Source organism: Rhizobium sp. RHZ02, from assembly GCF_014851575.1.
Lineage (GTDB): Bacteria > Pseudomonadota > Alphaproteobacteria > Rhizobiales > Rhizobiaceae > Rhizobium > Rhizobium altiplani.
In genome coordinates this window covers 21,349-35,184 of the sequence record NZ_JACUZX010000014.1, presented here as the reverse complement: position 1 = coordinate 35,184, position 13,836 = coordinate 21,349, and the positions used below count along the sequence as shown (strand labels likewise).

At 60.4% G+C, this 13,836-nt stretch carries 14 protein-coding genes and 1 pseudogene; 7 read left to right on the top strand and 8 right to left on the bottom strand.

The features are described from left to right. Positions 1-103: 103 nt before the first annotated feature. Together emfA and queF are read left to right on the top strand one after the other, a co-directional pair. Positions 104-1,018 carry a CDF family cation efflux transporter EmfA gene (gene emfA, locus IB244_RS19425; RefSeq protein WP_192305274.1) on the top strand — a complete coding sequence of 305 codons (915 nt, stop codon included), beginning with the start codon at positions 104-106 and terminating at the stop codon, positions 1,016-1,018. Then, positions 1,019-1,483, top strand: a complete 465-nt coding sequence (gene queF, locus IB244_RS19420; protein ID WP_018857585.1) for a preQ(1) synthase — start codon at positions 1,019-1,021, stop codon at positions 1,481-1,483. A gap of 45 nt (positions 1,484-1,528) precedes the next feature. On the opposite strand, the gene IB244_RS19415 is transcribed toward queF, so the two are convergent. Next, complete coding sequence (locus IB244_RS19415) at positions 1,529-2,323, bottom strand: glycosyltransferase family 25 protein (protein ID WP_018857586.1); 795 nt, start codon at positions 2,321-2,323, stop codon at positions 1,529-1,531. A gap of 126 nt (positions 2,324-2,449) precedes the next feature. Continuing rightward, the gene (locus IB244_RS19410; protein ID WP_025660408.1) at positions 2,450-3,253 is read right to left on the bottom strand and encodes a DUF2076 domain-containing protein; all 804 of its coding nucleotides are present in this window, start codon (positions 3,251-3,253) and stop codon (positions 2,450-2,452) included. A 214-nt stretch (positions 3,254-3,467) separates the two neighbouring features. On the opposite strand from IB244_RS19410, the gene IB244_RS19405 reads away from it, so the two are divergent. From IB244_RS19405 to leuA, 3 genes are all read left to right on the top strand, one after another. Beyond that, on the top strand, positions 3,468-4,055 hold the full coding sequence (locus IB244_RS19405; protein WP_018857588.1) for an ATP-dependent Clp protease proteolytic subunit: 588 nt from the start codon (positions 3,468-3,470) through the stop codon (positions 4,053-4,055). Between the two features lie 229 nt (positions 4,056-4,284). Next, entirely contained in the window at positions 4,285-5,469 is a 1,185-nt protein-coding gene (locus IB244_RS19400; protein WP_018857589.1) for a benzoate/H(+) symporter BenE family transporter, read from the top strand. A 331-nt stretch (positions 5,470-5,800) separates the two neighbouring features. Continuing rightward, a complete protein-coding gene (gene leuA, locus IB244_RS19395) occupies positions 5,801-7,516 on the top strand; it encodes a 2-isopropylmalate synthase (protein WP_169682762.1) in 1,716 nt (571 codons plus the stop codon). Positions 7,517-7,560: 44 nt separating this feature from the next. Here the strand turns inward: leuA and IB244_RS19390 are convergent, their stop codons facing one another. Next, the gene (locus tag IB244_RS19390; protein WP_169682760.1) at positions 7,561-7,935 is read right to left on the bottom strand and encodes a winged helix-turn-helix transcriptional regulator; all 375 of its coding nucleotides are present in this window, start codon (positions 7,933-7,935) and stop codon (positions 7,561-7,563) included. A gap of 99 nt (positions 7,936-8,034) precedes the next feature. On the opposite strand from IB244_RS19390, the pseudogene IB244_RS19385 reads away from it, so the two are divergent. After that, positions 8,035-8,997 (top strand): annotated as a pseudogene (locus IB244_RS19385) (zinc-binding alcohol dehydrogenase family protein). Positions 8,998-9,023: 26 nt separating this feature from the next. On the opposite strand, the gene IB244_RS19380 reads toward IB244_RS19385, so the two are convergent. The 4 genes from IB244_RS19380 to IB244_RS19365 form a co-directional block, all read right to left on the bottom strand. After that, positions 9,024-9,866 carry an anti-sigma factor family protein gene (locus IB244_RS19380; RefSeq protein WP_192305318.1) on the bottom strand — a complete coding sequence of 281 codons (843 nt, stop codon included), beginning with the start codon at positions 9,864-9,866 and terminating at the stop codon, positions 9,024-9,026. A 1-nt stretch (position 9,867) separates the two neighbouring features. Beyond that, positions 9,868-10,374, bottom strand: a complete 507-nt coding sequence (locus IB244_RS19375) for an RNA polymerase sigma factor (RefSeq protein ID WP_018857593.1) — start codon at positions 10,372-10,374, stop codon at positions 9,868-9,870. A gap of 169 nt (positions 10,375-10,543) precedes the next feature. Continuing rightward, positions 10,544-11,098 carry a hypothetical protein gene (locus IB244_RS19370; protein ID WP_409564074.1) on the bottom strand — a complete coding sequence of 185 codons (555 nt, stop codon included), beginning with the start codon at positions 11,096-11,098 and terminating at the stop codon, positions 10,544-10,546. A gap of 156 nt (positions 11,099-11,254) precedes the next feature. Then, on the bottom strand, positions 11,255-12,163 hold the full coding sequence (locus tag IB244_RS19365; protein ID WP_409564073.1) for a metallophosphoesterase family protein: 909 nt from the start codon (positions 12,161-12,163) through the stop codon (positions 11,255-11,257). 113 nt (positions 12,164-12,276) lie between these two features. Between IB244_RS19365 and IB244_RS19360 the strand changes: the two genes are divergently transcribed. Continuing rightward, positions 12,277-12,714, top strand: coding sequence for an NUDIX domain-containing protein (locus IB244_RS19360; protein ID WP_051085592.1), 438 nt, complete (start codon positions 12,277-12,279; stop codon positions 12,712-12,714). A 9-nt stretch (positions 12,715-12,723) separates the two neighbouring features. Here the strand turns inward: IB244_RS19360 and IB244_RS19355 are convergent, their stop codons facing one another. Continuing rightward, positions 12,724-13,710: a glutathione S-transferase family protein gene (locus IB244_RS19355; RefSeq protein ID WP_026371828.1), complete on the bottom strand. Its 987-nt coding sequence runs from the start codon at positions 13,708-13,710 to the stop codon at positions 12,724-12,726. Positions 13,711-13,836: the final 126 nt, after the last annotated feature.

Here is a 13,836-nt window from a genome sequence, read left to right as displayed (position 1 = left end):
CATTGGCCGCCTGTGCGATTTTCGCGCGGGCGGTTTTGCGTTTGGATAGGTTGGTTTCTGCAATTCATTCGCATCCGCACCGATGTCTGCGCAGGGGATGAAGATGGACGAGAAGGGCAATCTTACGGTTCGGCGGTTGGCGCTCTGGGGCATCCCGATGTCGTTCGGCGTGATGGGCCTGAAGATGCTTGCATGGTGGATAACCGGTTCGGTGGCATTGCTGTCGGACGGGCTGGAATCGACGGTCAACGTCGTTGCCGCCTTCATCGCCTTCTTCGTCATCCGCTATGCGCAGAAACCGGCCGACCACGATCATCCGTTCGGTCATCATAAAGCGGAATATCTTTCGGCCGTAACCGAGGGCGCGTTGATCGTCGTGGCGGCGCTCTTGATCGTCAACGAGGCGATTGGGCATCTCTTCGATCCCCAGATGCTGGATGCGCCGGCGCTCGGTCTTGCGATCAACTTCGTCGCCGGCCTGATCAATGCCGTCTGGGCGCAGATCCTGATCAGGACCGGGCACAAGTATCGCTCGGCAGCGCTGACGGCGGATGGCCAGCATATCATGTCTGACGTCTTCACTTCGGTCGGCGTTCTTATCGGCCTGCTTCTGGCGCTGGCCACCGGCTATGCAATCTTCGACCCTGTGCTTGCCATTCTGGTTGCCGTCAACATTCTTTATCAGGGCTGGAAGGTGATCTCGAATTCGATCGGTGGCCTGATGGATCAGGCTGTCACATCCGAGGAGGAGGAGGCGATCAAGCAGGCGATTGCCACCCATGCCGCCGGCTCGATCGGCGTGCACGATCTGAAGACGCGCCGCGCGGGCGCGGTCACCTTTGTCGATTTTCATCTTGTCGTGCCGGCAGCCATGTCTGTAAGGCAGGCGCACGATATCTGCGATCGCCTTGAAGATGCCATCCGTGCAGCGCATCGGGGCTCCAGCATCGCCATTCACGTGGAGCCGGAGGGCGAAAAGGCTCATGGCATCCGCGTCAAAGTCATCAAGGAGGCTTGAATGCCCACAACAGACGTATCCAACCTGTCCATGCTGGGTAGCCAGACGGAATCTCCGAAATCACCCGAAGAGGCGGTTCTTGAGAAGGTGCCGTCGAGTCATGCCGGCACCGACTATGTCGTCCGCTTCACAGCACCGGAATTCACGTCGCTCTGCCCGATGACGGGCCAGCCCGATTTCGCCCACATCGTGATCGATTACATCCCGAACGAATGGCTGGTGGAATCGAAGTCGCTAAAGCTCTTCCTGCATGCTTTCCGCAACCATGGTGCATTCCACGAGGATTGCTCGGTCTATATCGCCAAGCGGCTTGTCGAATTGCTCGACCCGAAGTGGCTTCGAATTGGCGCCTACTGGTATCCGCGCGGTGGTATTCCGATCGACGTCTTCTGGCAGACCGGCAAGCCGCCGGAGGGCGTGTGGCTGCCCGACCAGGGTGTCGCAACCTATCGCGGCCGCGGCTGATGATTTGAAAAGAGTCGGTGGCGATCGTCTCGTATCGCCGTCGTATCAGTCGCCTGATTTGGTGGGATCGAGCGGGAAGCTTGCGCGATCCATTCGCAGCGGGCGCTTCTCGCCGCCGAGCCAGCCCCGGATCAGGTTTCTCGTCTTGATGCCCTCGAGGCAGAGCCGCATGAGGTTCTTGCGCAGCTTGCTCCGGGGGGTGAAGGCGCGGTCGATCGACCTGCGTACGAAAGCCGTCTTGTCGGCGCTGCCGTCCAGGAACTGCATCTGGATGACCGGCGCCGGTTCGATCTGGTAGGCCTTCAGCCAAGCGCGATGCCACATATAGGCATCGAGGAGGCCGTAAATCTTGGTATCCTCGAGCATCCGTTTTGCCGTGCGCGGGCCGATGACGTAGCCTGCTGTCCCGACACGGTTCTGGAACACCCGTGTTGCCCTGTAGATGCCGTCGGTCCAGAGGGGCGTCCTTGCCAGGATATGCGGGCGCGGCGCGAATTCGAGATCGTAGGCGCAGTCGCCGTCCTCGGCGCGCGCTTCAATGCTGGCGAGTACATCGGCAAAGCTTTCGGCAAGCACCGCATCGTCTTCGAGGATCAACGTCTGCTCGTTGCGGTCGATGATGATCTGCCAGGCGATCCTGTGCGAGGTGAAACAGGCAACGTCTTCGCGCAGCGTCGGGCTCGGCCAGCTGTTTGCTGCCTTCTGGCAATCTTCTGCAGAAAGGTCGCGGGCTTCGAACGCATCCAGGAACTTGAAATCGAGGCCAAGTCTGCGCATCTGCTGCGTCTGGAACTGTCGTCTCTTCTCCTCGGCCTTCCGACTGATGATAAGGATCTTCACTGATGCCCGCCTGCTCGACAATGTCGGCGGACCTTATCCGCCCGGCGGGGGCTTATCAATCGATGCGGTGCCATGCCCACGGAAACTCGGGGCCAATGGCCGATTAGGCGGATGCCGGATCTCGGATCAGACGTCGAAGCTGTCGTCATTGTCGGATTGATCGTCGTCGCTGTCGTCGTAAGCGGCCTGCTGCAGACTGGCATCGTCGTTATCGTTGTCATTATCGTCGACGACCTGTTGTGCGTTGCCGGTATCATTCGATGCCTGTTGCTTGTCGCCGTCGCTGTTGAAATAGTTGTTGATGACAGTCTCTTCAGTCGGCGCGTTGCCGAAGGGATTGTTGCCGGCAAGCGGGCTACCCCAGCCAAGCGACGACATGTGGCTCCCGAAGATCCCGCTCAGCGAATTGGCAAGCAACATGCCGCCCGCAACGCCAGCCGCCGTGCCGAGCGCGCCCTGCAGGAAGCTGCCGCCCGCGGAAGGTGCCGCCGCCTGTGAGCTCCAGGGGCCGGTCGGCTGCTGCGGCACGGCTCGAGGTGACGTGTCGAAGCCGCGCTCCTGCTGGATCTGCTGACGCGGGGCGCTTCCCCACGGACCGGAGGAGGGCGGAGGCGCCGCCGGCTGCTGCGGTGCCTGGCTGCTGCCGAAGATCGAGCTAAGGAAGCCGCCACCCTGTTCGGCCTTGTGGTATTCGCTTTGGTCGGCCTCGAGCAGACGAATGCGCTCCTCCAACTGCTTGATGTGGTTGGCTGCCGCTTCCAGGCCCTTCTCTTGCACGATCACGGCTTGCGCAAGATAATAGGTGGCATAAGGCTGCTCGCGCGTTCCCTGATCGATCAGCGCTTCGGCGTCATGGTCACGCGGCGTTGCCGATGCGGTGCGGACGCGCTCGAAAAGGGCGGTCAGCAATTGGCGTTCTTCAGGTGACATGGCCGGTCTCCTTTGTTGCTGGCGATTTGCGCCTAGGGATGACGTAGGAACCGATTCCGACTTTTCAAAGCCGCGCTAAGTTACATCGCCGTAACCCGGCCCGGCTGCCTAACCATATCTTCACCCGTTCCGTGGCTTGTCTTTTTCCCGCATTGTTTTACGCATGGAGTCGCACTATGTGCGGTGAACCGAATTGGACGTAAGAGAGGTTCGAATGTACGAAGAAGAAGAACAGGACGACAAGACGAAGGAACTGCCGCTCGGCAAGGAAACGGAGGCGAACCTTTTTAAGTCGCGTTCGATCTTCATCTACGGGCCGATTACGCAGGAACTCGCGCAGAAGGTCTGCACGCAGCTCGTGGCGCTTGCCGCGGCCAATGACGACGATATTCGCATCTACGTCAACTCGCCCGGCGGCCATGTCGAATCCGGCGATTCGATCCATGACATGATCAAGTTCATCAAGCCGAAAGTCTGGATGATCGGAACCGGCTGGGTCGCATCCGCCGGCGCACTGATCTATGTCGCGGCTCCGAAGGAACAGCGCCTTTGCTTGCCGAACACGCGCTTCCTGCTGCACCAACCGTCCGGCGGCACGCGCGGCATGGCTTCCGATATCGAGATCCAGGCTCGTGAAATCATCAAGATGAACGAGCGCCTGAACAAGATCATGGCTGAAGCCACCGGCCAACCCTACGAGAAGATCGCTGCCGACACCGACCGCGACTATTGGCTGTCTGCTGAAGAAGCGAAGGCTTACGGCCTCGTCTCGCGCATCATCACGTCGCAGGCCGAGATCTGATTTTGAGCTATGAGAAGCGCCCTTGCCTGCCAGACAGCGGGCGAGGGCGCTTTTTTGTGGTCTGATGCGTCGTGACCCTTTGATGTGGCTAGCCTGAGCGAGCTCTGTTGGCCATCGGGCCCGCCAGACAACGCGCTAGCAGGAAGCAGAACCATATCGGCTCTTTCTGCCCTTGCCTCGCCGCGTTCCCTCGTGCTCCATGCGGACTTTCCGCTGCTCGAGTCCCGCGATGCTCAAAGATTTTTCCATCCAGGCCCTGTTCATGGGCATCCTCACCACCTTCGTGGGATTTGCCAGTTCGTTTGCCGTTGTCCTGCACGGCCTGCAGAGTGTCGGCGCGACGGATGCGCAGGCGGCGTCGGGTCTTATGGCGCTGTCGATCGCGCTGGGGCTCTGTGCGATCTTGCTCAGCAGCGTGACGCGGCTGCCCATCAGCATTGCTTGGTCGACGCCGGGTGGGGCGCTGCTTGCAAGTACCGGTGTGGTTGAGGGTGGGTTCAATGCGGCGGTCGGTGCGTTTCTGATTTGCGCGGTACTGATCGTCATCGCCGGCCTGTTCAAGCCGCTCGGCCGGGCGGTGGCCGCCATTCCGGCGCCTCTGGCCAATGCAATGCTCGCTGGCGTTCTGATCGGCTTGTGTTTTGCCCCGGTTAGGGCGATCAGTTTCAATGCGTTGCTAGGCTTGCCGATAGCGCTGGCGTGGATTGTCGTCGGCGCGTTCAAGCGGCTCTGGGCAGTGCCTGCGGCGCTCGCAGCCTTTGTGCTGGTGGTTGCCTTTGGCGTGGACATTCCCGATGGAGCGCTCGGCTCGATCGAACAAGCGCTGCGGCCGCCCGTCGAGTTCGTTATGCCCGTCTTCAACCTGCCGGCTTTCATCTCCATCGCCCTGCCGCTTTTCATCGTCACCATGGCGTCGCAGAACATTCCCGGCATCGCCGTCTTGAAGGTGAGCGGCTACGCGCCGAAGCCCGGGCCGCTTTTTTCCGTGACCGGACTGTTCTCGATAGTCTCGGCGCCATTCGGCGGCCATGCGGTGAATCTCGCGGCGATTACCGCCGCGATGTGCGCCGGCCAGGACGCGCACCCCGATCCCGCGCGACGCTATTGGGCTGTCCTCGTCTCAGGCATCTCCTACGTTATTCTCGGCCTGCTGGCAGGCGCGGTGACGACGTTCGTTGCCTTGGCGCCGCCGATCCTGATCCAGGCAGTGGCCGGTCTCGCACTGGTCGGGGCGTTTTCCAGTTCCGCCATGTCGGCCTTCCAGGCACAGGACTCGCGGGAGGCGGCAGCCATCACGTTCCTGGTGACGGCATCGGGCGTTTCCTTCGGAGGAATCTCGGGCGCATTCTGGGGATTGCTCGCCGGAGGGCTGATGCTGGCCCTGTCACGTATCGTGCAAGCGGCGAAAAAATAGACGGAGGGATTGCCAGTTTTTTGTACCCCGGCTATAAGCGCGACCATGAAGAACACGGGCATCACGATTTCTGAGCAGGTTGCTCGCGGGCGCATCGCGCTCCGTGACAACACGCGTGCCCTTACCTCGCTTCTTCTCCTCGGCCTTACGCGCGGTTGCCGGGTCCGTTGAGGAGCGCCCGGCGGCCGAAAGCCCGCCCAGGCCATCGCTCCTCGTGACCAATCCCGAAAACTGATCAGCCGGATGCTTTCGCACCGGATTCGTCATCGCCAAGCCAGACCCAATACGCTACGACGCGGCTGGCCAGATGACGGGAAGAGGAAGAGAAGACATGGACACGAACACCCGCTCCCAAACCAAAGGCATGCCCGAGGCGGCGATCAAGTATCGCGCCTATCCGCAGGTAAATATCCCTGACCGTACGTGGCCGTCGAAGACGCTGACCAAGGCGCCGATCTGGTGTTCGGTCGATCTGCGCGACGGCAATCAGGCGCTGGTCGATCCGATGGGCCACGACCGCAAGGCCCGCATGTTCCAGCTGCTGCTCGACATGGGCTTCAAGGAAATCGAGATCGGTTTCCCGTCCGCGTCGCAGACCGACTTCGATTTCGCGCGCTGGTGCGTCGAGCAGGGCAATGTGCCCGACGACGTCTCGCTGCAGGTGCTGGTGCAGTGCCGTCCGGAGCTGATCACCCGCACCTTCGAGGCGCTTGAAGGCGCGAACCGCCCGATCGTTCACTTTTACAACTCCACCAGCGAATTGCAGCGTCGCGTGGTGTTCGGCAAGGACGTCCACGGCATCAAGCAAATCGCCGTCGATGCGGCAAAGATGATCTCCGACATGGCGGCGAAGGCCGGCGGCGGCTATCGTTTCGAATATTCGCCGGAGAGCTTCACCGGCACCGAGCTCGACGTGGCGCTGGACATCTGCAACGCCGTTATCGAGGTGATGAAGCCGACGCCCGATAACAAGCTGATCATCAACCTGCCGTCGACCGTCGAAATGGCGACGCCGAACGTCTATGCCGACCAGATCGAGTGGATGTGCCGCAATCTCGACAACCGCGAAAACCTGATCATTTCGCTGCATCCGCACAACGACCGCGGCACCGGCATCGCCGCCGCCGAACTGGCCCTGCTGGCGGGCGCCGACCGCGTTGAAGGCACGCTCTTCGGTAATGGCGAGCGCACCGGCAACGTCGACGTCGTCACCATGGCGCTGAACATGTTCACGCAGGGCGTCGACCCCGAGATCGACTGCTCTGATATCGTGCGGATGAAGGAAGTCTTCGAATATTCGAACCAGATGCCGATCGGCGAGCGCCACCCCTATGTCGGCGAACTGGTCTATACAGCCTTCTCCGGCTCGCACCAGGATGCGATCAACAAGGGCATGAAGGCGATCAAGGTCGCCAACCATCCAGTGTGGGAAGTGCCTTACCTGCCAATCGATCCGCGGGACGTCGGTCGCTCCTACGAGGCGATCATTCGCATCAACTCGCAGTCCGGCAAGGGTGGCATCGCCTATATCTTGCAGCAGGACTACGGGCTCAATCTGCCGCGTAACCTGCAGGTCGAATTCCGCGAAGACATTCAGCGGATCACCGATGAAGAAGGCAAGGAATTGCCGTCGAAGCGGATCTACGACCGTTTCGTCGAGCGCTACGTGACGCAGCCGCAAGGCCGCATCAAGTTTGTTGAGCACCACACCTATGCCGATCCCGAGCGCAAGGGGCAACGCATCGTTGCCGCCGAAATCACTGATAACGGCGAGACGAAGCATATCGAGGGCAGGGGCAACGGCCCGGTCGACGGCTTTATCAACGCGCTCTCGCACTATCTCGGCATCGAGATGTCGGTCGAGGATTATTCGGAGCATTCGCTGCAGCACGGTTCGAACGCTGCCGCGATCTCCTACGTCGAGACGTCCTATCCTGGCGGCAAGCTCTTTGGCGCCGGCATCAGCACGAACATTGTCGGGGCGTCGCTGGAGGCGATCGTCTCGGCTGCGAACCGCGTGCTTGAGGTGCGGGCCGGAAAGGCCTGACGAAATCAGCGCAGCGGAGTATTCTGCTGCGCACTTTATCCGGCTCAGGCAGCCAGCCGTGCCCGGTTGCGTGGCACGATATCGTTTGCCTCGTCCTGTGCTTCGGCATGTTTCTGACCCCATTTGCAGAGCGCCAGCAGAACCGGTTCCAACTCCAAACCCACCTCAGTTGCCGAATATTCGACGCGTGCAGGTACCTCTGCGAAGATCTGCCGGGTCACCAGACCATGCTTCTCCATCTCGCGCAGCTGCTGGATCAGCACCTTTTGGGTGATCTTTGGCAACATCCGCTTGAGCTCCGACAGGCGCTTCGGGCCATCGAAGACATAATAAAGGATGATAGGCTTCCAGCGTCCGGCTATCACCTTGAGCGCCCGCTCGACAGGCAATCTGGGCAGCTTCTTGATCGGAGCGGTCATGGTCACCTCCTGGTGGGTGTAGCACCAAATTCTCTGTATTTTGGCAGCGCAGCTTATTGCTAAGGCGCATCTCACGCCAATTCAAACGTGAGGTTTGCTATGAAAGCCATCCGCTACGACCATTTCGGTTCGCCCGAGGTCTTGACCTGTGTTGAGCTGCCGGTGCCCGAACTGCAGGCCGGCGAAGTGCTCGTTAGGGTTCACGCCGTAGGCGTCAATTTCTTTGAAGTCTTGATGCGCGCTGACCGCTACGCGGTGACGCCTCTATTGCCGATGCTGCCGGGCGTCGAAGTTGCCGGAGTGGTCGAGAAAGTGGGTGAAGGCGTCGACGGCACTCGGCTTGGGACGCGAGTTGCCGTGCCGCTCTTTGCCCTCGGTCACGGAGGCGGATACGCCGAATATGTGGCGGTCGACGCAGGATATGCCGTGCCTATACCCGATAGGCTCCCCTTTTCCGGCGCAACTGCCCTGGTGGTGCATTGACTGACAGCATTGCATATGGTCCAGCAAAGCTCGCTGATGGGCAAAACGGTCCTTGTTCATGCCGCGGCAGGTGGCGTGGGTTCCTTGCTGACCCAGCTTGCCAGGCGTCGTGGTGCTCGGCGCGTGATCGCGACGGCAGTGAGCGCAGCAAAGCGATCGCTGGCGCTGGAGATGGGGGCTAATCTGGCTATAGACTATAGCGCCCCCGGCTGGGAAACGTCTTTAGCTGGCCTCCGCCCGGACGTTGTTTACGACACGATTGGTGGCGACATGACGCGTGCGTCGCTCGCGGTTCTCGCGGATGGCGGCGAACTTGTCTTTGCGGCGCTCGGCCGGTTCGCAGCCACAGCCGAGGACATTACCCGCATGCTCGACAAGAACCAGTCGCTGAGAGGCCTTGCGCTTCTGCCGTTGCTGGGAGCAAGTCTTGTTCCCGATCTCCAGTCGCTCTTCGAACTGGCCGCTTCCGGGGAGCTGAGGCTCTTACCCGGGCGCCAGTTTCCGCTTCACGGCGCAGCGGAGGCGTATCGGGCGATCGAAAGCCGCATGGCAACGGGGAAGGTGGTCCTGATGTCCTAAAGCTTTTCAATTCAACCCTGAAAGGTTCAGATCGATGTAGCGACCTGCATGGCGAGCTGGCCAAGCGAGGCTTCCGACGACGGGCCAACGAGCACATAGGATGTGCCGGCATTGTGCCAGGAAACGACGCCGATCTCGTCCTTGATCGTTTCCTTGAAATCGTCTGCCTCGGAAGGCAGGTTGTCCTTGCGGAAGCAGATGGAAGCCAGGTCGCCATCGGAGCTGGTGTAGACGAGTTGGCCGACCGGCCTGCTGTCGCCGATGAAGACGCGGGCACCCTGGAAGGTCCAGCCCTGTTCCGACAGGTCAGGGACACGGAACGCAACGCCGACCGTTGAGGTCAGCCAGGTAGAAATTTCCTCTGCCTGGGTCGACGGAACCTCGAAAATATGACGGGGCTGGCGGGCGATAAGCCGCTGGTTGGCGATGACGTCGGTCAGCCACTGGTTGGAGTCAGGAATGGCTTCCATCGTTGTCGCGGCAGGCGATTGCATGGTGCTCATGCTGCCGGCGGCGAAGAAGCCGATGCCACAGCCGGCAATGAGGAGGAGGATTGCAGCCGCAAGAGCCTGTGGGCCGATCGGCGCAAGTTTGAAGGAGGGCCGCGAAACGCGCGGTGCAACCGGAGCCTTTGGTGGCTGCGCGCTCTTGATCGACCGCACGAGGGCGAGTGGAACCGGCTCCCTGAGAACGTCGTCGAGGCGGTGCTTTCCGAAGTCGGCGCCGTGTCGCAGCTTGTCGTAGAGCCGCTTGGCACCCTCGTCGGTGGCCAGGCGCTGCTCAAGCTCATGCTTCTGTTCGGGCGTCGTCTCGCCATCCAGCAGGGCGGCTAGCTGAGCATCGAGCGGCAGTTTCTTGAAATCGAGCAATTCAGTACCTGTGAGGATAGTTGTCCGCGACACTGGCGAAATGCAGTCTCGCCGCGGCAAGCTGGGATACGACGATGTTGATGGTGACACCCATGATGTCGGCGGCCTGCTGATAGCTGTGCCCTTCGACAACAACCAGCAAAAAGGCGCTGGATGTGCCTTCCGGCATGTCGGCGATCATGCGGTGGATGACATCGGGATTGACAAGCGAGGTGCGATCGCGGTTCGCTTCCCGGATATCGGTGACATTGCCCCTGGGAGTGGGGTGCGGCTTCCGACGCCGATGCTCGTCCGTCCAATGTTGGCGGGCGAGGGCGTAGACCCAGCTTTCCAGGCGGCCTTCGCCATTCCATTGTCCGCTCTTGGCGATGGCGCGCTCACACGCCACTTGTGCGAGTTCGTCCGCACTCGCTGCGTCACCTGCAAGGGTCATCGCGAAACGCCGCAGCCGGGGCAGAAGGCCCACCAGGTCGCGTCTGATATCGATGGTCGTCACGGGTTGACGCATAGTCTTTCCAGGTAATGCTTGGGCGGTCGGCGAGAGCGCCCAGCAGCATATCGATTTATATTGCTTCTGTGTCCTTTATGAAACAAGTACCGGATGCTTCGCAAGCATCCGGCGGCCTATCCCACGGGTTCTCAAAGCTTTTCTTCATTAGGCTCGGCTCGGATCAACGTCAGTATGTACGATAACCATTCAGTGCCTGCAGCAGCGAGCGATAGGCCCAGGTCTGCTCGCCGCCCCGATCCCGGATCTCGACGAGCTGGACGCGCGCTCCCTGCACGTCACCCTGTTCCACCAAAGCTTGTCCCATATATGACCGTGCCAGAATATAATTCTCGTCCGCCTGCAGCGCCTTGCGGTAATACGACATCCCCAGCTCCATTCTGCCCGCCTTGCGGTTGGCATAGCCGAGATAGTTCAGGATGCGCGGATCGTTCTGGTTCCTGGCAAGCTGAAGCACCGTCAGGGCGTTGTCGTATTGACCGGCATAGGCAAATTCGCGGGCAGCCTTGTAGAGTTCATCGTCGTTGAACGAATTCTTCTTCGGGACCACGCATTCCTTGCGCTTCGCATCCCAAACCTTGCCGCCGGCACATTTTGTCGTCGTTTCGGTCTTTGGCGGCGGCTTGGTTTCGTCGCTTTCGTCGCCGATGGCAAAGGCGGATGAGGAGACTGCGAGGGCAAGCGAGCCGGCCAAAGCCAGACTGCGAAGACTGATCGACGCCATGGGCATGCAATAACTCCGTGAATTGGTGCTGCCGAGGCGACAAGTTTACGTGGCAATCGCCAATTGCCAAGACCTCGGATGCTTTGCCAAATTCAAGATATCGTCATCTTGAATTCCTGAATCAGCTTGGCGAAGAAGATGAATCCAAAAACGGCGCTAAGCCTTGAAAATATCGACGCTTTCGCTGCACACGCCATCGCCCATGGAGTTGATGCTGAACCGTTCCCCGGTCAGCTCCCAAGCGCCCGGTGCGCCATCGATCGAGAAGAGGTTGTAGCCGGCACGGGGTTTCAGCCCGCCGGGCCCCTGCGATGCAGAGGCGATACCGACGACGGGAACCGGACCAGTCTGGCCGCGCAGCCAGTGCAGCGTGTTCAAATGGGTATGGCCGTGGAGCACCAGTTCTGCACCGCCGGTGGAGATCACGGCGCCGAAGCGGCGGATGCCGATCATCCGCTTGTGGAAGGAGGTCGCGCCGCGGATCGGCGGATGGTGGATCATCACGACGCGAAACAAGCCGGCCTCGCCAGCGGCACGCAGCATGTTCACCGTATCGCGGGCCTGGCGCTCGCCGAAGAAGCCGCTGGCCGCGAAAGGGGGCGTCGCGACCGCCGTCGAACAGCCGACGATCGCGACCTTGCCGCGAACGCGAAGATAGGGAAAGACGTGGCGATTTTCCTGCCATTCGGCTGGAGCGAGGTCACCGCGCACATTGTCGTACCATGCGCGCACCGACTTTTCGTAGGCGCCGGGCACGTAGGCATCGTGGTTTCCCGGCACGATTGAATTGTCTTCGGGATCACCGAGTTCTTTCAGCCAAGCGGCTGCGGCTCGGATCTCCAGTCCGCTTGCGAGGTTCACGAGATCGCCGGTAACCGCCAAATGATCGGCTTGCTTCGCGTGTATGTCATCGAGCAGCAGATCGAGCGTGCTACCGAAAAGGTGCTTGCTCCTGTTGCGATGCCAGTTCACAAAGCCGGTAATGCGTTTGGAAAAGAGCTCGCGGACCGAAAGGCGAGGAAGAGGGCCGAGATGGATATCGGAGATGTGTGCGAGCTTGAACATGCGACGACACATAGCCCAGTCAGTCTGCAATTCAAACACATCTGCTTGAACGGATTAGCGGAATTGGAAAAAGCGTGACCAGAACCATACGCCCCTGGCAATCGCGAGTGCTGATGCGCATCGTGCATATGTATTTCGCTGTTGCGCGCGGAATGACGATGGGCGTGCGGGCCGCCTGCTTCGATTCGGCGGGTCGTATCTTTCTCGTGCGGCACAGCTACCTGCCGGGCTGGCACATGCCTGGCGGCGGGCTGGAGCGCAATGAGACTGCCGAGGAAGCCTTGATCAAGGAGCTTCGCGAGGAAGGGAATTTGCGCATCCTCGGACGGCCGGAGCTCTTCCACATCTATTTCAATACGGCGGCCAGCCGCCGCGATCATGTCCTTTTCTATAAGACGCAGGTTGAGCAGACGGCACCGCGCCCGCCAGACCGGGAAATCGTCGAGTGCGGCTTCTTCGCGATCGATGATCTGCCAGTGGGCACAACGGACGCAACGCGTCGTCGTCTGGCTGAACTCGCGGGCGAGCGGGAGCCCGCCCACGTGTGGTAGAGCGCAGGGCTAGGCCGCTGCCAGTAGGGCACGGCCATGCGGGCGATCGAGATCCAGTGCCGGGCCGACAGGCACGATGCCGGTCGGATTGATCGTCTTGTGGCTGCGGTAATAGTGGTCCTTGATGTGGCGGAAGTTGACCGTCTCCTTGACGCCCGGCGTCTGATAGAGATCGCGCAGATAGGCCGACAGATTGGGGTAGTCGTCGATGCGGCGAATGTTGCACTTGAAGTGGCCGACATAGACAGCATCGAAGCGCACCAAAGTCGTGAACAGCCGCCAATCGGCCTCGGTCAGTCGATCGCCGAAGAGATAACGACCCTTGCCGAGACGGTCTTCCAGCATGTCCAGCGTTTCGAAGAGCCTGACGACATTTTCGCCATAGGCTTCCTGTGTCGTGGCAAAGCCGGCCTTGTAGACGCCGTTGTTGACGGTGTCGTAGACGACAGCGTTGAGCTCATCGATATCGGCGTGCAGGTCGTTCGGGTAGAAATCGGCGGTCGAGCCCGTCAGATGATCGAAGGCGCTGTTGAACATCCGGATGATTTCGGAGGACTCGTTGTTGATGATCGTGTTGGTCTTCTTGTCCCACAAGACCGGAACGGTCACCCGGCCGGAATAGTGCGGGTCGGCCTTCATGTAGATTTCGTATAGCGTCTTGGCGTCGAAGAGATGGTCGCCGGTGGCGCCGTCGCCGATCTTGAATTCCCAGCCCTTCGAAAGCATCAGCGGATCGACGACCGAAACGCTGATGAGGTTTTCGAGCTTCTTCAGCTTGCGGAAGATCAGGGTCCGATGCGCCCACGGGCACGCCAGCGAGACATAAAGGTGGTAGCGGTCTGCCTCTGCCTTGAAACCACCCGTTCCGGACGGGCCAGCCGCTCCGTCCGCTGTAATCCAGTTCCGAAACTGCGAGGCGGTGCGCTTGAAGTGCCCCTTGGTTTCCTTCGTGTCGTACCAGACGTCATGCCAGACGCCATCAACCAGCATGCCCATATTGTGATCCTTCAAATTTTCCTTGGCTCGAACATATCCCACGTCCTGGCGATTTGCAGGGCGGTAAAGATTGAACACTGCGTCACGCCGCGCCGTCGCTTTCTAAATTTCCATTGGACGACTGAA